Source organism: Micromonospora sp. LHW51205 (genome assembly GCF_003315815.1).
Classification (GTDB): Bacteria; Actinomycetota; Actinomycetes; order Mycobacteriales; family Micromonosporaceae; genus Micromonospora; species Micromonospora chalcea.
In genome coordinates this window covers 656,003-674,480 of sequence record NZ_QMEZ01000004.1, presented here as the reverse complement: position 1 = coordinate 674,480, position 18,478 = coordinate 656,003, and the positions used below count along the sequence as shown (strand labels likewise).

The following is an 18,478-nucleotide window of genomic DNA, read 5'->3' as shown; positions in this document are numbered from 1 at the left end:
GTCCTTCCCCCTTCCGCCGTCAGCTGGTGAAGATCGACTTCTTCTGGTTCTCGATGCTGGTGAGCAGCCCGCCGATGTCCTTCGGGTCCTTGATGAACTGCTGCAACGCCGGGATCATCACGGTGGAGGCGAAGTCCGGCCGGGTGTCGCGGTCGAGGAACTGGGCGATCTCGGTGGCGGAGCCGACCAGCTCGGCGGCCTTCTTCTGCAGCGCGGTGTAGGCACCGGTGTCCGCGCCGCTGTTGGCGACGAGCGTGCTCGGGTCGTTCTTCACCGTGATGTCCGCGGCTTCCTTCGAGCCCAGGTACGTCAGCAGCTTCTCCGCCGCGTCCTTGGACTTCGGCTTGCGGGCCATCATGTAGCCGTCGATCGGGGCGTCCAGGGCCTTCGCGCCGATGGTGGAGTCGATCTCGGGGAACGTGAAGAAGTCCAGGTCCTCCAGGTCGGCGCCGCTGAACTGCTGGCCGACGAACAGGCCGAGCAGGTACATGCCGCTCTTCTTCTGCTGCAGCGACTGCGCGGCCTCCTGCCAGGTGCGGCCGAGCGAGTCCGGCTGGTGCAGGGGGAGCAGCCCGGCCCAGGTGTCGAAGACCTTCTTCACCTTGTCGGAGGTCCACGCCTCCTTGCCGGCCATCAGGTCGATGTGGAACTGGTAGCCGTTGATCCGCAGGTTGAGGATGTCGAACGTGCCCATCGCCGGCCAGCCGTCCTTGTCGGCGAACGCGATCGGGTTCAGCCCGTCCTTCTTCATCTGCGCGCCGAGCGTATTCAGGTCGTCCAGCGTCTTCGGCACCTCGTAGCCGCGCTGCTGCCACACCGACTTGCGGTAGAAGACGGCCCACGGGTAGTACGACGCGGGCACGAAGTACTGCTTGCCGTCGTCGCCGGTGGACGCCTTCTTGAACGCGTCGGAGTAGCCGTCGAGCTTGCCCCACACGTCGCTGAGGTCACCGGCCAGGCCCTTTGCCGCGAAGAACCGCATCCGGTAGCCGGCGAACCAGGTGAACACGTCGTCCGGCTTGCCCTGCAGGTAGTTGTTGATGTTCTCCTGGAACGTGTTGTGGTCGACCGTGTTGATGTTGACCGTCACCCCGGAGGACGTCTTGAAGCCGTCCATCACCTTCGCGACGACGTCCTTGGGCTTCGGGTCCGACTGGTTCGAGCCGACCGAGACGCTCTTGGCGTCACCGCCGGATCCGGAGTCGGAGTCGCCGCAGCCGGCGAGCAGGCCGGTGCCGAGCAGCGCTCCCGCGCCGGCCGCGCCGGCGAGCAGCGAGCGCCGGTTCAGGCCGGCGACGGACGGGGGTACGAGCCGGGCGAGGTATTCGGCTTGCGAGCGGGGACGGGACATGGTGCCTCCTGCGTGGAAGAGGTGCGCTGCGCTCATGGACCGTGATCGTTGGCGGTGAGCGGTGTCGTGTCGGTCGCGGTAGATCCACCGAGAATCCACACGTCCGAACACAAACAGCCGGTGGCGCTTGAAGCTACCCCTTGGCGCGGCGCTGTCAAGGGGGCAAAAAGGCGACGCCGTCGGCGGTTAGGCGGGGCAAAGAGCCGGTAAACGTTGGAACTTCAGTCGATGTTGGAAAGTGTTGACTTGGGTGCTGTTCGGGGGCAACCTCTGCTGTCATGCGGAACTGGCACGGCGAGGGCATCTGGTACGGCGCCGACTACAACCCGGAGCAGTGGCCCGAGCAGACGTGGACCGAGGACGTCGAACTCATGCGACGGGCCGGCGTCAATCTGGTCTCGGTCGGCATCTTCTCCTGGGCCCTGCTGGAGCCCACCCCCGGTCGGTACGTCTTCGACTGGCTGGACCGGGCGATCGACCTGCTGCACGACGGCGGCATCAGCGTCGACCTGGCCACCGCCACCGCCAGCCCGCCACCGTGGCTGGCGCACCGGCACCCGGAGACGCTGCCCCGCCGCGCCGACGGCACGGTGCTCTGGCCCGGCGGCCGGCAGGCGTACTGCCCCAGCTCGCCGGTGTTCCGGGACCACTCGCTCGCCCTGGTCGAGGCGGTCGCCCGGCGGTACGCGCGCCACCCCGCCGTCGTGCTCTGGCACGTCTCCAACGAACTCGGCTGCCACAACGTGCACTGCTACTGCGACGTCAGCGCCGAGGCGTTCCGCGGCTGGCTGCGCGAGCGCTACGGCGACCTGGACTCGCTCAACGCCGCCTGGGGCACCGCGTTCTGGAGCCAGCGCTACCACGACTGGGCCGAGATCAACCCGCCGCGTACCGCGCCGACGTTCGCCAACCCCACCCAGCAGTTGGACTTCCTGCGGTTCTCCTCCGACGAGCAGCGCGCCCAGCTGCGCGCCGAGCGGGAACTGCTGAACCGGCTCGTCCCGCAGCCGGTCACCACGAACTTCATGATCGGCACCGGCATCAAGTACCTGGACTACCACTCCTGGGCCGCCGACGTGGACGTGGTCGCCAACGACCACTACCTCACCGCCGCCGACCCGCAGCCGCAGGTCAACCTGGCGCTCGCGGCCGACCACACCCGGGGCGTGGCGGGCGGCGCGCCCTGGCTGCTGATGGAGCACTCCACCAGCGCCGTCAACTGGCAGCCCCGCAACGTGGCCAAGACACCCGGTCAGATGCGCCGCAACAGCCTCGCCCACGTCGCGCGCGGCGCCGACGGCGTGCTGTTCTTCCAGTGGCGGGCCTCCCGGGCCGGCGCGGAGAAGTTCCACTCCGCGCTGGTGCCGCACGCCGGCCCGGACACCAAGGTGTTCCGCGAGGTCTGCCGGCTCGGCGCCGACCTGCGCGCGCTCGCCGAGGTACGCGGCAGCCGCGTCGACGCCGACGTGGCCATCCTCTTCGACTACGAGGCGTGGTGGGGCGCCGAACTCGACTCCCACCCGAGCGTCGACGTCACCTACACCGACCGGTTGTCCGCGCTTCACTCCGCGCTCTGGCGGGCCGGGATCACCGCCGACGTGGTGCACCCCTCGGCCGACCTGTCCCGCTACCGGCTCGTCGTGGTTCCCACGCTCTACCTCGTCCGCGACGCCGACGCCGACGCGCTGCGCCGGTTCGTGGAGGCCGGCGGCACCGCTGTGGTCACCTACTTCAGCGGCATCGTCGACGAGCACGACCACATCCGGCTCGGCGGCTACCCCGGCGCGTACCGCGACCTGCTCGGCGTACACGTCGAGGAGTTCTTCCCGCTGCGGGCCGGCGAGACGGTACGCCTCGACGACGGCGCCCGCGCCGACGTGTGGACCGAGTGGCTGCACGCCGACGGCGCGGAGGTGCTGGCCGAGTACGCCGACGGGCCCCTGCCCGGCGTGCCGGCGCTGACCCGCAACGCCGTCGGCGCGGGCTCGGCCTGGTACGTCGGCACCCGGCTCGACGACGAGGCCACCGACCGGCTGGTGGCCCGGTTGCTGGCCGAGGCCGGCGTCCGGCCGCGGGTGAGCGCGCCGACCGGGGTGGAGGTGGTCCGCCGCCGCGCGGCGGACCGGAGCTGGCTGTTCCTGATCAACCACACCACCGAGCCGGTACGGTTGCCGGTCACCGGCGTCGAGCTGCTCGGCGGCGCCCGCTGCGACGGCGAGCTGGAGGTGCCGGCGGGGGAGGTGGCGGTGGTCCGCGAGGAGCCCGCGCCGGCGCCCGTGAGCGCCTGACCGCAACCCTGCCGTTCGCGCCGATGGAGGTCCACATGCTCGCCCAGCAACGGCAGAGCGCCATCCTGGAGTTGATCCGCCAGAGTGGCGGCGTCCGGGTCAGTCACCTGGTCAGCCGCTTCGGGGTGTCCGACATGACGATCCGCCGCGACCTGGAGGTGCTGGCCGAACGCGGCCTGATCGACAAGGTCCACGGCGGCGCGACGCTCGCCGGTCCCGGCTCCACCGAGGAGCCCGGCTTCGCCGCCAAGTCGGTCCGGCAGCAGGCCGAGAAACGGGCCATCGTGGAGCGGGCCGCCGGCCTGGTCGAACCGGGGATGGCGGTGGCGCTGTCCGCCGGCACCACCACCGCCGCGCTGGCCGCGCGGCTGGCCGAGGTACGCGGGATCACTGTGGTCACCAACTCGATCCCGGTGGCCGACGCGCTCTACCAGAACCCCCGCGCCGATCAGACAGTCGTGCTGACCGGCGGCATCCGTACCCCGTCGGACGCGCTGACCGGCCCGGTCGCCGAGGCGGCGATAGCCGCGCTCAACGTCGACCTGCTCTTCCTCGGCGTGCACGGGATGAGCCCGCGTACCGGGTTCACCACGCCGAACCTGCTGGAGGCGGCGGTGAACCGGCGGCTGATCGGTTCCGCCCGGCGGCTGGTCGTGCTCGCCGACCACACCAAGTGGGAGACGATCGGCATCGCCACCATCGCGCCGCTGGAGGAGGCCGACATGCTGATCACCGACAGCGGCCTGTTGCCGGAGGCCCGACGCCAACTCGGCGATCAGGTCGGCGAACTGGTGGTGGTCCGGGCGGACTGACAGCCGGCCCGCCGTCGGCTACCCTCTGCCCTCGCCATGACCGACGGGGGAGACAACATGGACGGTGATCGTCAGTACGCCGAGGCGCCAGCCCAGCCGGCAGGCCCGCAGCAGGCGAGACCCGGCAGGCGGAAGATCCTGCTCGGCGTGCTCGCCGCGCTGCTCGTCTGCGGCGGTCTCTGCGGCGTCGGTCAGCTCATCACCAACGTGGTCAACCAGGACGACTGGGAGGGCCTCGGCCGCCCGGTGACGTCACCGGCGGTGCCCGAGTCGCCGAAACCGACCTGGCCCAAGCCCAACCTCCTCTACGGCCGACCCGATCCGGGCATCCGGCACACGCTGGAGCAGAACGTGCTCGACTCCGCCGGTGTGCTGAAGCCGATGACGAGCTCCTGCGACAACAAGGGATTCACCGGCGAACACGCGGCGACGTTCGACTGCACGGTCACGTACGCCGGACTCGACGTGGTCTACACGGTCGTCGCCACACCGTCGGGCTCCCAGCTCTTCAAGTGGACGGCGACCGCCGAGCGGACGGTGGTCACCCGGGACGGGCTGCTCGCCCTGTTCCACCGCCAGTACACGAGCGACAACCGCTGGAGCGACCTGCGGTGCGACGAGTTCCCGGAGGTCGCGCTGGTGCCGGTCGGCAAACCCCTGCCGCAGTTCTGCTACGCGAAACTCGACGACCGGATCAAGACCAGCCGGATCCGTATCACCCCCGACGCCGACAGCCCGCCGACGCTGGAGACCGAGCACCAGGAGGAGGGCCTGTGATCCGGTGCGCCTCACAGCCACTTCTCAGTCGCGGCATTTAGGGTGCCCTGACGAAGCGTCCGACGGTCCATGTCGGAATGCAGTTCAGCGGGAGTGACCGATGGTCTTCAAGAAGATGTTGAGCGCGTTCGGCGTGGGCGGTCCGAGCGTCGACACGGTGCTCACCAACCCGAACACCCGGCCCGGGCTGACCCTGGACGGTCACGTCAACCTGGTCGGTGGCGACAGCCCGGCGCGGATCGAGCAGATCAACCTCGGCCTGGTCACCCGCGTCGAGATCGAGAGCGGCAACCACGAGTACGCGGGCGTCATGGAGTTCCACCGGCTGCCCGTCAGCGGCGCGTTCGATCTGGCGCCGAAGCAGCAGCTGTCGATCCCGTTCCAGATGCCGGTGCCGTGGGAGACCCCGATCACCGACGTCTACGGCCAGCGGCTGCACGGCATGACCATGGGCCTGCGTACCGAGCTGGCGGTGGCCCGCGCCGTCGACAAGTCCGACCTGGACCAGGTGTCCGTGCACCCGCTGCCGGTCCACGAGCGCATCCTGGAGGCGTTCCAGGCGCTCGGTTTCCGGTTCAAGCACGCCGACCTGGAGCGGGGCCACATCTACGGCGTGCCGCAGACGCTGCCGTTCTACCAGGAGATCGAGTTCTTCGCCGCGCCGCAGTACGCGCAGACGGTCAACGAGGTCGAGCTGACGTTCGTGACCAGCCCGCAGGGCGTCGAGGTGATCCTGGAGTGCGACAAGCGGGGCGGCTTCCTCAGCCCCGGGCACGACGTGATCGGCCGCTACTCGGTCCCGCACACCGACGCCGCCCGTACCGACTGGGTGCAGGTCGTCGACGGCTGGCTGCGGGAGACCACCGGCCGCTACGGCAGCATGCGCGCCCAGGGCTTCGGCATGCCGCACCACGGCGGCCACGGCTACCCGGGTCACCACGGCTACGCCGGCCACGGGCGGCGCGGCCCGGGCATGGGCGGCGTCATCGCGGGCGCCGCGCTCGGCGTCGCCGGCGGCATGATCGCCGGCGAGATGCTCGACGACGCCTTCGACGGCGGCGGTGACGACTTCGGGGACTTCGGCGAGGAGTGAGCAGACGCGACGACGCCCCCGGGACGGATCCCGGGGGCGTCGCCGTTCGCGCGGCGTCGGATCAACGTCCGCGGCGCTCCTTGCCGGAGCGGCGCGCGCTGCCCGCCTTCGACAGGCCACGGCTGACCAGGTACGCGCCGGTCAGCGCGGTCAGGTACCACCAGGCCTGGTTCGGGTTGTTGATGTTCAGGCCGTTGGCGGTGGTGCCCTTCCAGAACGCGGCGATCACCACGAGCGCGACCGCTGCGGCGTACACCCAGAACTCGGTGGTCAGGAACGCCTGCTTCGTCTCCGTACCCGGGGACGGCATGTTCTCCCGGTGACCGTCGTGCATCGACGGCATGTGCCGGGTCGACGTGTCCTGCATGCTCGACCGGTTCTGGACGTCGGACATCGGCCGGTTCATCGGCCTGGTGGATGCAGCCTGCGTGCTCATCTGGTCCTCCTCAGGATTTGATGAGTCGTTAACCTGCACACCCTCGCCCCGCTACCGCAGGTCGGCCACGGCGCGGTTCGCGCTCTGTGGCGGGGGCACCCTGGGTCTACCCGAGGCCGGAGACAAGGTAACCGCCGGTCGCCGTCGAATGGCCACCACGCTCGGCCTTGCAGCCGGAACCGGACACGAGGGCGCACACCGGTCCTCCCGCCGCCGGTTCCGGTTTCAGCCACCCACCCTCGGGCACGCAACACCGATACCCCGAGAGCTGCGAGGTGGTTGACGTGCGTGAGGACGACATGCGGCAGGACGCCGCCCGGCGGGCCGAGCAGCGGGTCGCCGGCGGCGTGTACGGCGACGGCGCGCTGGACGAGATCACCGTGCCGCAGACCGACGTGGAACGGATGCGGCAGGAACTCGACCCGGACGACCCGGCGGACGTACCCGTCGACCCGACGGTGCTGCGCGACGGCGGACCGACCCGGGGTCAGGGCGCGGTGACCACGACCGGTGGCACGGCCGGCCCGGCCAGTGTGCGCCGGTTGGCCCGGCAGCCCGAGAAGCACCCGGGCAAGGTGGCCCCGACGACGACCGGGGACGCGGGTACGGGTGGCCTGAGCACCCCGGCCGGTGGCTCCACGAGCGACAATTCGGCCACCGGCGCGCAGGTGGGCAACTTCACCAACAATCGCCCTAATCCGGGCTGACCGAGGCAGTGCGCGAGGGCGGGGGTGGCCTCCGGCCACCCCCGCCCTCGCGCACCCGCGTCTTGACTGCGCCACTTCGCCGAAGTGGCGTGGTCAGCGCGGCCATGATGTAGCAACTTCCCCGTTCTGGTGCGAGGGTCGCCAGTTCGGCGGGGTGGTGTGGTCGGGGCGGGTGTGATGCAGCAACTTCCCCGATCTGGTGCGCGTGACCGCCACTCCGGCGAACTGGCGCGAACAGGCCACCCGGACACACGCCCCCGTCCGCCGCCCCCAAGCCCGCACTCGCCGATCTTGCACTTCCGACCCGAAAAATGTCCGTTTGATGGCGTTTTTCGGGGCCGCAACTCCATGATCGCCGAGCGGGGCGAGGGGCGAGAGTGGGCACGGCGGGACATGGGGCAGCACGTGCTCGGCCCGGCCGATCATGAAGTTGGCGGCCGACTTGGAGATCGACAAGGCTGCCAACTTCATGATCAACAGGGCGGAGGCGGAGGCAGAGGCCGGGGGAGAGGGTCAGGGGGTGCGGAGGATGCCCAGGCGCTGGGTGGCTCTTGTCAGGGCCACGTAGAGGTCACTGTGGCCCCTCGGGGACTCGGACACGATGCGGGCCGGGTCGACCACCAGCACCGAGTCGAACTCCAGGCCCTTGGCCTGCTCGGTGGTCAGCACCACCACCCGGTTCGCCAGCTCGGGCTGCTCACCCACTGTCGCCTCCGGCAGCGCCGCCACCACCGCGCCGCCCAGCTCGTCCACCCGCCCGGTCGGCACCAGCACGCCGAGCCGCCCGTCGCCGAGCGACGCGGCCTCCCGGGCGGTCGCCTCGACCAGTTCGGTCACGAGGCGGTCCGCCGGCACGGTCCGGTCCCACGGCGGTACGCCGGTGGCGCGTACCGAGCGGGGTGGCCGCAGCGCCCTGTCGATCTCGGCGAGCACGTCGGCGGCGACCGCCATGATCTCGGCCGGGGTGCGGTAGCTGACCGTGAGCTCCTCCAGCCGCCACCGGTCCGCCACGTACGGCGCCAGCGCCTCGCCCCACGACGGCGTGCCGGCGAGCGCGCCGGTCTGCGCCACGTCGCCGACGATCGTCATGGACCGGCTGGGGCAGCGGCGCATCAGCAGCCGCCACGCCATCGGCGACAGCTCCTGCGCCTCGTCCACGATGACGTGCCCGAACGCCCACGTCCGGTCGGCGGCGGCGCGCTGGGCGGTGGTGAGCCGGTCGGACTCCTCCTGCCGTTCGGAGAGCCGGTCGGCGTCGATCAGGTCGGTGACGCCGAGGATCTCGCCGCCGTCTGCCTCGTCCTCGACGTCGATGGAGCGGGAGCCGCGCCAGATCTCCAGCACGCCCTCGGCGTACTCGCGTTCCAGCGCCCGGATCCGCTCCCGCCGGGCGACGGCGGCGCGTTCGTCCTCGCCGAGCAGTTCGGCGGCCTCGTCCAGCAGCGGTACGTCGGCGGGTGTCCAGCCGCCCGGCTCGCGGTGCAGCGCGGCCCGTTCGGCGTCGGTGAGCATCGGCGCGGCGGTGGCGATCCGCTCCGGCGAGGCGTACAGGTCGGCGAGCAGGCGTTGCGGGGTGAGCACCGGCCACAGCTCGTCCAGCGCGGCCCGGATCTCCGGCTCCTCGCGCAGTTCGCGGCGGATCTCGGCGCGGTCTGCCTCGGAGAGCAGGTTCTCCCCGCCGAGCGGGTCGGCGCCGATCCGCTCGGCCACCTGGTCGGCGAGCGCGTGGACGATCTCCACGTCGAACAGGGCGCGGGCCAGGTTGTGCGGGCGGCCGGTGCGGCGTACCCGGTCGCGGGCCTGCCGCACGGTGTCCGGGTCGAGCGTCAGCACCTCCCGTTGCGGCAGTTCGATGGTGACCGGCTCGTCGGGCACCCACTGCCGGTCGCGGACGGCCGCGGCGAGCACGTCGGCCAGCACCGCGCGGCCCTTGAGCGCCGCGGTGGTGGCGGGTTCCGCGCGGCGCGCGTGCACGCCGGGGAACAGGTCTGCCTGGGTACGCAGCAGCACGCCGGTCTCGGCCAGCGTGGGCAGCACCTGGGAGATGTAGCGCAGGAACGTGGCGTTCGGGCCGACCAGCAGCACGCCTCGGGTGGAGAGCTGCTGGCGGTGGGTGTAGAGCAGGTACGCGGCGCGGTGCAGCGCCACCGCGGTCTTGCCGGTGCCGGGGCCGCCCTGCACCACCATCACGCCGGGCAGGTCGGCGCGGATGATCCGGTCCTGCTCGGCCTGGATGGTCTCGACGATGTCGCGCATCCGGCCGGTGCGCCCGGCGTTGAGCGCGGCGAGCAGTGACGCCTCGCCGGTCAGTTCCTCGTGCGCGGTGGGGGAGGCGGCGGTGATGTCCAGCACCTCGTCGTTGAGCCCGGTCACCTTGCGGTCGCGGGTACGCAGGTGCCGGCGGCGGCGTACGCCCTGCGGGTTGGCGGCGGTGGCCAGGTAGAACGGGCGGGCGGCGGGGGCGCGCCAGTCCATCAGCAGCGGGTCGTAGTCGCCGGAGGAGTCGAAGATCCCGATCCGGCCGATGTAGCGGACCGCGCCGTCGTCGCCGTCGAGGCGGCCGAAGCACAGGCCGCTCTCCACCGCGGAGAACTGCTCGACCTGGTCGGCGTACATCGCCACGGTCGAGTCGCGCTGGGAGCGGGCCTGCTGCGTGCCGCCGGTGTGACGCAACTCCTCGTCGAGCCGCCGGGCGGCCTGTTCCCGCATGCCGTCCAGCCGGTCGTACAGCATCGAGACGTATTCCTGCTCGCGGCCGATCTCGTCGTCCTGGCGCAGGTCAGCCGACACGTCGGAGTGCGTTGACAATCCGGCTCCTCATTGACTAAAATTGCCGCAGGAATGGCATTCAGAAGCCATTCCTTTTTGTGCCTGAACTGAGAAAGATAGCGCGTCGGCCGCCACCCGACCAAGCCCGGACACGACTCGGGGCCCGGTCGACGTCAGCCGACCGGGCCCCGGGCACGGCGATTCTCAGCCCTTGGCCGCCTGGTAGAGCCGCTCCGGCGTGACCAGACCGGCGATCACCCGGCCGTCGTCGGTCAGCAGCACGCTGAACAGCTTGCCGCTGAGCAGCCGGCCGCTGCCCCAGTCGCCGCTGACCTTCGGCAGGTCACCGAGCACCTGGGCGAGCATCTGGGCGTCCGGCGCGTCCGCGCCGGGCTTCGCGCCGTCGCCGGTCGCCGCATCGCCGATCTTGGCGACCACCACGGTGGTCCAGCCGGTGCCGACGGTACGCACGTCCGGCTTCTCGGCGTCCTTGCGATCGAACCGCTTGCCCGCCGGTCCGGGCCGCTCGCCCTCGGTCGCCTCGGTGACCTTCACGCCGGGCGGCGGGTTGAACCGGAACTGGTCGGCCTCGGGCGTGCGGAAGTCGACCTGGGTGAACGCCACCTGGAACGCGGGCTCGTCCTGCCCGTCGGCGAGCACCTGCAGGCGCAGCGGCACGTGCTCCTTCGCGTCCAGCGCGATCCGGACCTGGTGGACCAGGGACGCCTTGTCGCGCGGCGTGAGCACCAGCTCGTACGCGTCCCGCCCGGCCACTGTGGCGGTGCGGCCGACGGTGACCGCGGTGGTCGGGTCGATCGCCTCCAGCGCCCGGTCCGCGGCGTCGGCCGGGGTGGCCGGCACGGTGGCCCGGTCCGGCGCGTCGGCCGGCAGCAGCCGGTGCGTGGCGGTGTTCTCCCGGCTGTTCCAGGTCCACACGTCGCGGCCGTTGCGCAGGATGTCCTGCTCGCCGAGCGTGTCGACCAGCGCGAGCCGCTGCCGGTCCTCGCCGCCGTACCAGACGCGCAGCGTGTGCGTACCGGAGACCAGGCCGGCCAGGTCGTTGCCGGTGGCCCGGCCGGCGAGCGCGGCGATCGGCGGCAGGCCGAGGTCGGCGCGCTGCACCACGGTGCCGGAGAGCCCGTCCAGGCGGGACGTGCGCAGGTCTTCCAGGAGCTGGGCGGCGCTGCGCGGCGGCAGCGCGGGGTCGGCGCCGGCGGCGAACGTGCTGACGGCGGCGCCACCGCCGATCACGGCGACCCCCGCGGTCACCGGGACCAGCCAGCGCAGCACGGCGCGGTTCTTCATCACGGACATAGTGTGCACCTCCTGCGCACCATGCTGCGCGAGCGTCGCTGTGACCACGCTGAGGAGATCCCCTACGGGTGACCCCATGGTGGCACGCTGGACCGGTGCGGTTGCTGGTGGTGGAGGACGAGACGCGGCTCGCGGCGGCGCTGCGCCGGGGTCTGTCGGCGGAGGGTTTCGCGGTGGACGTGGCGGCGACCGGCCCGGCCGGGCTGGACGCGGCGCGGCACGGCGAGTACGACGCGATGATCCTCGACGTGATGCTGCCCGGCCTGTCCGGCTACGAGGTGGTGCGCCGGCTGCGCGCCGAGCAGCGCTGGCTGCCGGTGCTGATGCTGTCGGCCAAGGACGGCGAGTACGACCAGGCCGACGGCCTGGACTGCGGCGCCGACGACTACCTGACCAAGCCCTTCTCGTACGTGGTGCTGCTGGCCCGGCTGCGGGCGCTGCTGCGCCGCGGCGCGCCCCGCCGGCCGACCGTGCTCACCGTCGGCGACCTGCGCCTCGATCCGGCCCGCCGCCGGGTCACCCGGGCCGACGCCGAGGTGGTGCTGACCAGTCGCGAGTACGCGCTGCTGGACTATCTGATGCGCCGCCCCGGCGAGGTGGTCTCCAAGACCGAGCTGCTGGACCACGTCTGGGACGCCTCGGTCGACACCGCCCCGAACGCGGTGGAGGTCTACGTCGGCTACCTGCGCCGCAAGATCGGCCGGGAACGGCTGGAGACGGTACGCGGCGCGGGCTACCGGCTGGCCACGTGAGCCGCTGGGTACGCGGGCCGCTGCCGCGCCTCGGCCTGCGGGCCCGGCTGCTCGCGCTCGGTGTGCTGGGGCTGGCGGTCGGGTTCGCGTTCGGCGGGACGCTGCTGGTCGGCGCGCTGGGCTGGACGCTGCAGCGCTCGGTGGACGAGGAGGCGCTGCGTACCGCCGACGCGGTGGCGCTGCTCACCGCCGAGGACGCGCTGCCGGACCCGCTGCCGGACCCGCTGCCGGTGGCCGGCGGGCAGTTGCGGGTGCAGGTGGTCGACGTCCAGGGCCGGATCCGGGCCGCCTCGATCGACGCGGACCGCCTGGTGCCGATGCTCGGCCCGGACGAGCTGCGGCCCGGGCAGCGGCAGCGGCTGGTGGTGGACGGGCGGCGCGCCGGCATGCCCGGCCCGGTGCGGGTGGTCACGGTGCCGGCCGGCACGCCGCAGGAGCCGCGTACGGTGCTGGTCGCCAAGTCGCTCACCGACGTGCGGCACAGCCTGCGCGTGGTCCGCAACCTGCTGCTGGTGGGCTTCCCGCTGCTGGTTGCCGGGCTGGGCGTGGTGGCTTGGCGGGTGGTGGGCGCGACGCTGCGACCGGTCGAGCAGTTGCGCAGCGGCGCGGCCGAGATCACCGGGCGGGCCGGGGCGGAGCGGCTGCCCGTACCGGCCGGGCAGGACGAGATCCACCGGCTCGCGGTCACGCTCAACGACATGCTGGACCGGCTGGCCGCGTCCCGGGACCGGCAGCGGGCGTTCGTCGCCGACGCCGCGCACGAGCTGCGCAGCCCGCTGACGAACATGCGTACCGAGCTGGAGGTGGCCCGGCGTCTCGGCGACGACACCGACTGGCCGGCGGTCGCCGACGACCTGCTCGCCGACACCGAGCGGCTCAGCCGCCTGGTGGACGACCTGCTGCTGCTGGCCCGGCTGGACGAGCAGGACGCCCGGCCGGCGCCGGTGGGCCCGGTGGAGCTGGGCGAGCTGGTGCGCGCGGTGGCGGCCCGCTACCCGTCGCCGCCGCTGCGGCTGACGCTCCCGGACGGGCCGCTGTGGGTCGAGGGGGACGCGGGGGAGTTGCGCCGGGTGCTGGTGAACCTGGTGGACAACGCGCTGCGGCACGCGCGTACCGGCGTGGAGCTGGCCGTGAGCGGGCCGGACGGGGCGTACCACCTGGTCACGGTGACCGACGACGGGCCGGGCGTCCCGGCGGCGGACCGGGAGCGGGTGTTCGCCCGGTTCACCCGGCTGGACGACGCGCGGGCCCGCGACGCGGGCGGCGCGGGCCTGGGCCTGGCGATCGTGCGTGAGCTGGTGCGCCGGGCCGGCGGCGCGGTGGAGCTGGCCGACGCGACGCCCGGCGCCGCCGCGCCGGGGCTGCGGGCGACGGTACGGCTGCCCGCGCTGGCCGAGCCGGACCCGGAGTGAGCGGTCAGCGGCGGCGCTTGGTGCAGACCGGGCCGGTGCGGGCGACGGTGTCGGTGGACCAGACGAGCGCGACGGTGAAGCAGTAGTCGGTGGTGCGGTCGAGCCCGTAGGCGATGTAGTCGGCGGAGCCGGCGGGCAGCGTGGCGAACGTGCCCTGCGGCTGCCCGGCACGGCCGCCGGCGACCACCACCGGTCCTTCCGCGCCGGCCGGGTACGTCCAGCTCAGCACGATGCTGTCGCGGCGGTCGGTGAGCGTGAAGCTGCCCGGCGGGGTGCCGGGCTTGGCGGCGGCGGGAGTGGACGGCGCGGGACCGGCGGAGGTGGGCGGCGGCGCGCTGGACGCCGGTGCGCCGGTGGCCGGTGGCGGGGTGTCGCGGCGGTCGTCCACCCGGGACACTCCGGCGATCACCGCGATGGTGCCGAGCAGCAGCGCCACCACCACGCCGAGCACCACGAGCGGCAGCCAGGGCAGTGTGCGCCGCTCGGCGGCCGGTGGCCGGGGTACGTGCACCGGCAGGTAGCGCGACGGCGGCTCGGGCGGGGCCGGTGGCACCCGGCGTACGCCGTCCGGCTCGTCGCCGGTGAGCCCGACCACGGTGGGCGGCAGCGGGTCTGCGCCGGGGCGCCACAGCTGGTCGGCCGGCTCGTCGGGCGGCCACGGGTAGTCGTCGAGCGCGTCGGCGTCGGCGTCGGGCGCGGTACGCGGCGTCGGCACGTGCGCGGTCTCGGCGGCCCGGCCGGGCGGGTGGTAGAGCGGCGTCTCGACCGGCTCGTCCAGCGCGGGCGGGCTGTACGGCGGCAGGTCGTGCGGCCCTTCGTCCTGTGGGGGGACCCGCGCGGCGGGCACCACCGGCGTGGTGCGGGCGGGCGGCGGCTCGGGAGCGGGCGCGGGCGGGGGCGCGGGGCAGACGTGGTCCGGGTCGGCGGCGGCGCGGGCCAGCCCGGCCACCTGGGCGGCGAGCGGGTCGTCGGGGTCCAGGTGCTGGCGGCACAGCTCCTCGGCGAGCGTCAGGTGCTCGTGCGCCTCGGCGTACCGGCCGCAGTCGCGTTCCATCGCGCCGAGCTTCGCCAGCATCTTGATGCCGCTGGGGTGGCCGTCGCCGTAGACCTCCCGGTGCAGCTCCCAGGCGTCCTGCAACCGGTCGCGGGCCACCTCGCACTGGCCGCGCGCGTACTCCACGGTGGCCAGGTCGGCGTGCGCGGCGAGCACCCGCTGCGATTCCGGGCCGTCGCGGGCGGTCAGCTCGATGATGACGTCGGAGTAGAGCCGGGCGGCCCGGGCGTCGCTGCCGACCCGGTGCAGCACCGCGGCGAGCGTCGCGGCGGCGGTGACTGTGCGCTCGTCGGAGCGGCCGAACAGCCGGGTGGCGGCCGCGTACGCGAACGCGGCCCAGCCGCGGGCGGAGTGCGGCTCGCCGAGCGCGACGAGCACCCGGGCCTGGAGTCCGGCCGCCTCGGCCAGCTCGGGGGAGGCGTTGTCGGGGCGGGGATCGGCGTCGCTGAGCGCGTCGGCGAGCAGCCGCTCCGCGCCGGTGAGGTCGCCTTCGGACACCAGTTGGTGCGCCTGGACGGTCAGGTCAGCGAAGCCGGAGGACACGCCCCATCGTGCTCGTCCGGCGACGGTATGTACAAGACCCGGAGTGGATCAGTTTGGTCCCGAATCCGTCAAGTGGTCGGCGAGCGTCTCGCTGATCCGGCGTAGCTGGTCGACCTGGGCCGGGCTGAGCGCGTCGAACAGGTGCCGGCGTACCCCCTCGACGTGGCCGGGCGCGGCGGCGGCCAGGGTGGCGAAGCCGGTGTCGGTGAGCACGGCGATCTGCCCGCGCCGGTCGGTGGGGCAGTCCTCGCGGCGGATCCACCCGGACGCCTCCAGCCGGGCGGCGGCGTGCGAGAGCCGGCTGCGCGAGGAGCCGGTGAGCTCGGCCAGTTCGCTCATCCGCAGCCGCCGGTCCGGGGCCTCGGAGAGGCGGACCAGGATCTCGTAGTACGCGTGCGGCATGCCCGCGTCGCGTTGCAGCTCGCGGTCGAGCGCGTCCATCAGTGCCCGGGAGGCGGTCAGGAAGGCGCGCCAGGTCCGCTGCTCGTCGGGGTCCAGCCACCGGGTCATGGCGCCCATCATAGCGCCGATAGTTGAACGCTCAACAAAACCGGGGTACGGTCGGTGGCATGGGCATCCACCGACTCAACCACGCCGTCCTCTACGTCAGTGACCTGGAGCGCAGCGTCGCCTTCTACCGCGACGTGCTGGGCTTCCGGCGGGTCCCGATGACGCCCGAGGGCTTCCGCGGCGCCGCGTTCCTCCAGGCGCCCGACTCCACCAACGACCACGACCTCGGGCTGTTCGAGATCGGCGCGGCGGCCGGGGCGTCCCAGGCCGGCCGGGCCACCGTCGGCCTCTACCACCTGGCCTGGGAGCTGGACACGCTCGACGAGCTGGGCGCCACCGCCGAGCGGCTGGCCGCCGCCGGGGCGCTGGTCGGCGCGTCCGACCACGGCACCACCAAGAGCCTCTACGGCCGCGACCCGGACGGGCTGGAGTTCGAGATCGTCTGGATCGTCCCGGCCGAGCTGCTCGACGACGCAGCGCTGGCCGCGCGTACCCGCATCGGGCGGCTCGACCTGGACCGCGAGCGGCAGCGCTACGGCGGGCAGACCCGCGGCGGCGTGGGCATCTCCGTCCCGGTCTGAGCGGGGTTCACGGCCGGTCCCGCCGCGCCGTGCGGTAGAAACGGCACCATGTCGACCGACGCCGTCCTGCGCGAGCTGCTCGTCCGCCAGCTCGACCACTGGCTCCCCGCCGCGCTGCACCGGGCGCGGCGGGCCACGCTCGCGCTCGCGTACGCCGGGGGTGACGCCACCGGCGCGGAGGAGGCGTTGCGGGTGGTGGCCGAGTTCGCCGACCGGCTGCGTGGGCGGCGGCTGACCGTGCTGGTGGTGGCCGACGACGGCACCGACCTGGCGACGCGGCTCGGCGCCGCCGAGGCCGCACTGCCGGCCGACGTCGCCGTGCACCTGGTGCCCGGCGGACCGGACCGGCTGCCGGTGGCGCTCAAGGCCGCGGGCGCGGCCGGCGCGCCGCTGCTCACCGTGGCCGACGGCGCCGACCCGGACCCGGCCCTGCTCGCCGCCGCCGCGTCCGGCCGCCCGGCCGAGCTGCTGCTGGTCACCGTGCCCGGCCGGTCGCTGCGCCCGGCGCTGAGCGCCGCCGGGTTCCCGCTCGCCACCGAGGTCGAGCTGGTGCCCGACGGGGACGCCCCGGCGCGGCTGCTCGGCTATGCCACCGGCTCCGACAAGGGGCTGGAGACGGTCAAGGAGGCGCTCTGGGCGGTCGACGAGTACGCCGGGGTGCGCTACCGCGACCCGGCCGACCCGCAGGGGCGGCTGCTCGACATCTCGCTCGAACCCGAGCCCGGCCCGCTGCGCCGGGAACTGCTGGCCGAGCTGGCCCGCTCCGGTCCGCGTACGGTCACCGAGCTGCGCCGCTTCGCCACCACGGCGACCGTCTACCGGGCCGCCGACGCCAACCGGGCGCTGGCCTCGCTGCTCGCCTCCGGCGCGGTGACCCGCGATCCCGAGCACGGCCGGCTCGGCGGGGACGTGCTGATCAGCGCCGCCCCGAACGCTGGGTCATCTGCTTGACCACTATCGAGGCTCCGGTGGCGACCACACCGATGCTGAACACCATCTGCGCGCACACCGCGATCCGGGCGATCTGGCCCTGGGCGTGCACGTCGCCGTAGCCGACGGTGGTGAGGGTGGCCAGCGCGAAGTAGAGCGCGTCGACCCGGGTGCGCAGGCCGACGAACTCGCCGGGCCGGGTGTTCGCCACCACGTAGTCGCCGAGCGCGAAGACCAGCAGTCCGGCGATCAGCGCGACCGCGAGCCGGGTGAGCGCCCGGTCCTCGTCCCGGCCGGTCGGCTGGTCCTTGACGAGCTGGCGGCGGACCTGACCGGTGACCAGGAACGCGATCACGGCCACCAGGACCGCCGTGCCGATCGAGCGCAGGGCCAGCCGCAGGCCGTTCGGGTCGGCCTCGACCGGCACGAGGAAGTAGCCGACCAGCATGAGCGCGCAGGCCGCCACGGCCCGCCGTCGTATCCGCCGCAGGGACAGGTCCGTCATGCGGCGATTCTCCGGTCACGGGGACGCCGTGGCGGGCGGAACCGCGAACCCGGCCCGCAGACGACGGGCGGGGTGCCGGCACGTCGCCGGCACCCCGCTCGTCGCCTGGGAAGGTCAGGCCTTGTCCTGCTTCCAGGACAGTGGCCCCGGAAGGTCCACGCGGTGGGCGCGGGTGTTCGAGTTCCAGGACCAGCGGCCGATCTTGATGCTCCACGACGAGAAGCCGTTCTGGGTGAAGTGGAGGATCAGCGGCCCGTACTTCTTACGCTTGCGGAACTGGACGCCCATCGGGGGTGCCTCCTTCGTCTCCCTGCCTCTGCAGTCGTCTGCGTGCCTTCGCGGCATCGAACATGCCCGGATCGACGATTCGCGAAACCCTGCCCGGTCCGCTCTGGACGGTGGGACTGCCGCCCGGCAAAATCTCTATCCAACGGGTAGGTGTTAAGGAGTCGTAAATGCTGGTGGGGGTGGGTCGTAACAAAGCCAGCGATGAAAGTCTCACTGTCTGGAAGGGCATTGACCGGCGTGGAGAACGGTCGGCAGCATGAGGGCATGTCGCAGCGGAACGAGCTTCTCCTCACCGCTCGCGTGCACGTCGACCTGGTCCGGCACGCGAGCGCGCTCTGTTGAGCCGAGCGCTCGTC

The 18,478-nt window shown here is 72.9% G+C and carries 18 protein-coding genes; 10 read left to right on the top strand and 8 right to left on the bottom strand.

The window, feature by feature from the left end; translation table 11 throughout:
* Positions 1-19: 19 nt before the first annotated feature.
* A complete protein-coding gene (locus tag DQE82_RS19080; protein ID WP_113973378.1) occupies positions 20-1,351 on the bottom strand; it encodes an ABC transporter substrate-binding protein in 1,332 nt (443 codons plus the stop codon).
* Between the two features lie 278 nt (positions 1,352-1,629).
* Between DQE82_RS19080 and DQE82_RS19075 the strand changes: the two genes are divergently transcribed.
* From DQE82_RS19075 to DQE82_RS19060, 4 genes are all read left to right on the top strand, one after another.
* Entirely contained in the window at positions 1,630-3,639 is a 2,010-nt protein-coding gene (locus DQE82_RS19075) for a beta-galactosidase (RefSeq protein WP_113973377.1), read from the top strand.
* 35 nt (positions 3,640-3,674) lie between these two features.
* Entirely contained in the window at positions 3,675-4,451 is a 777-nt protein-coding gene (locus DQE82_RS19070) for a DeoR/GlpR family DNA-binding transcription regulator (protein WP_113973436.1), read from the top strand.
* Between the two features lie 57 nt (positions 4,452-4,508).
* Positions 4,509-5,228, top strand: a complete 720-nt coding sequence (locus DQE82_RS19065) for a hypothetical protein (RefSeq protein ID WP_104114909.1) — start codon at positions 4,509-4,511, stop codon at positions 5,226-5,228.
* 100 nt (positions 5,229-5,328) lie between these two features.
* Positions 5,329-6,321, top strand: a complete 993-nt coding sequence (locus DQE82_RS19060; protein ID WP_064447217.1) for a sporulation protein — start codon at positions 5,329-5,331, stop codon at positions 6,319-6,321.
* A 61-nt stretch (positions 6,322-6,382) separates the two neighbouring features.
* On the opposite strand, the gene DQE82_RS19055 is transcribed toward DQE82_RS19060, so the two are convergent.
* Positions 6,383-6,757, bottom strand: a complete 375-nt coding sequence (locus DQE82_RS19055) for a hypothetical protein (RefSeq protein WP_043325541.1) — start codon at positions 6,755-6,757, stop codon at positions 6,383-6,385.
* 284 nt (positions 6,758-7,041) lie between these two features.
* Here DQE82_RS19055 and DQE82_RS19045 point away from each other — a divergent pair, with 284 nt between their 5' ends.
* Positions 7,042-7,464, top strand: coding sequence for a hypothetical protein (locus DQE82_RS19045; protein WP_043325539.1), 423 nt, complete (start codon positions 7,042-7,044; stop codon positions 7,462-7,464).
* A 513-nt stretch (positions 7,465-7,977) separates the two neighbouring features.
* On the opposite strand, the gene DQE82_RS19040 is transcribed toward DQE82_RS19045, so the two are convergent.
* Both DQE82_RS19040 and DQE82_RS19035 read right to left on the bottom strand, forming a co-directional pair.
* Entirely contained in the window at positions 7,978-10,197 is a 2,220-nt protein-coding gene (locus DQE82_RS19040; protein WP_233514720.1) for an AAA family ATPase, read from the bottom strand.
* A gap of 240 nt (positions 10,198-10,437) precedes the next feature.
* Positions 10,438-11,547 (bottom strand): sigma-E factor regulatory protein RseB domain-containing protein, encoded by a 1,110-nt coding sequence (locus DQE82_RS19035; protein ID WP_113973375.1) that lies wholly within the window; start codon positions 11,545-11,547, stop codon positions 10,438-10,440.
* A gap of 95 nt (positions 11,548-11,642) precedes the next feature.
* On the opposite strand from DQE82_RS19035, the gene DQE82_RS19030 reads away from it, so the two are divergent.
* Complete coding sequence (locus DQE82_RS19030; RefSeq protein WP_043325535.1) at positions 11,643-12,299, top strand: response regulator transcription factor; 657 nt, start codon at positions 11,643-11,645, stop codon at positions 12,297-12,299.
* The gene (locus DQE82_RS19025; RefSeq protein ID WP_113973374.1) at positions 12,296-13,711 is read left to right on the top strand and encodes a HAMP domain-containing sensor histidine kinase; all 1,416 of its coding nucleotides are present in this window, start codon (positions 12,296-12,298) and stop codon (positions 13,709-13,711) included. The genes DQE82_RS19030 and DQE82_RS19025 overlap by 4 nt, the downstream gene beginning before the upstream one ends.
* Positions 13,712-13,715: 4 nt before the next feature.
* On the opposite strand, the gene DQE82_RS19020 is transcribed toward DQE82_RS19025, so the two are convergent.
* The gene (locus DQE82_RS19020) at positions 13,716-15,308 is read right to left on the bottom strand and encodes a tetratricopeptide repeat protein (RefSeq protein WP_113973373.1); all 1,593 of its coding nucleotides are present in this window, start codon (positions 15,306-15,308) and stop codon (positions 13,716-13,718) included.
* 48 nt (positions 15,309-15,356) lie between these two features.
* Entirely contained in the window at positions 15,357-15,827 is a 471-nt protein-coding gene (locus tag DQE82_RS19015; RefSeq protein ID WP_113973435.1) for a MarR family winged helix-turn-helix transcriptional regulator, read from the bottom strand.
* Positions 15,828-15,877: 50 nt separating this feature from the next.
* Between DQE82_RS19015 and DQE82_RS19010 the strand changes: the two genes are divergently transcribed.
* Entirely contained in the window at positions 15,878-16,399 is a 522-nt protein-coding gene (locus DQE82_RS19010) for a VOC family protein (protein ID WP_043325531.1), read from the top strand.
* 48 nt (positions 16,400-16,447) lie between these two features.
* The gene (locus tag DQE82_RS19005; protein ID WP_113973372.1) at positions 16,448-17,350 is read left to right on the top strand and encodes a hypothetical protein; all 903 of its coding nucleotides are present in this window, start codon (positions 16,448-16,450) and stop codon (positions 17,348-17,350) included.
* Here DQE82_RS19005 and DQE82_RS19000 read toward each other — a convergent pair.
* Together DQE82_RS19000 and DQE82_RS18995 are read right to left on the bottom strand one after the other, a co-directional pair.
* Positions 17,316-17,834 carry a potassium channel family protein gene (locus tag DQE82_RS19000; RefSeq protein ID WP_113973371.1) on the bottom strand — a complete coding sequence of 173 codons (519 nt, stop codon included), beginning with the start codon at positions 17,832-17,834 and terminating at the stop codon, positions 17,316-17,318. The two genes, DQE82_RS19005 and DQE82_RS19000, sit on opposite strands and share 35 nt — an antisense overlap.
* A gap of 114 nt (positions 17,835-17,948) precedes the next feature.
* Positions 17,949-18,122 (bottom strand): DUF4236 domain-containing protein, encoded by a 174-nt coding sequence (locus DQE82_RS18995; protein WP_064498970.1) that lies wholly within the window; start codon positions 18,120-18,122, stop codon positions 17,949-17,951.
* A 201-nt stretch (positions 18,123-18,323) separates the two neighbouring features.
* Between DQE82_RS18995 and DQE82_RS31480 the strand changes: the two genes are divergently transcribed.
* Positions 18,324-18,464, top strand: coding sequence for a putative leader peptide (locus tag DQE82_RS31480; RefSeq protein WP_157560780.1), 141 nt, complete (start codon positions 18,324-18,326; stop codon positions 18,462-18,464).
* Positions 18,465-18,478 lie beyond the last annotated feature (14 nt).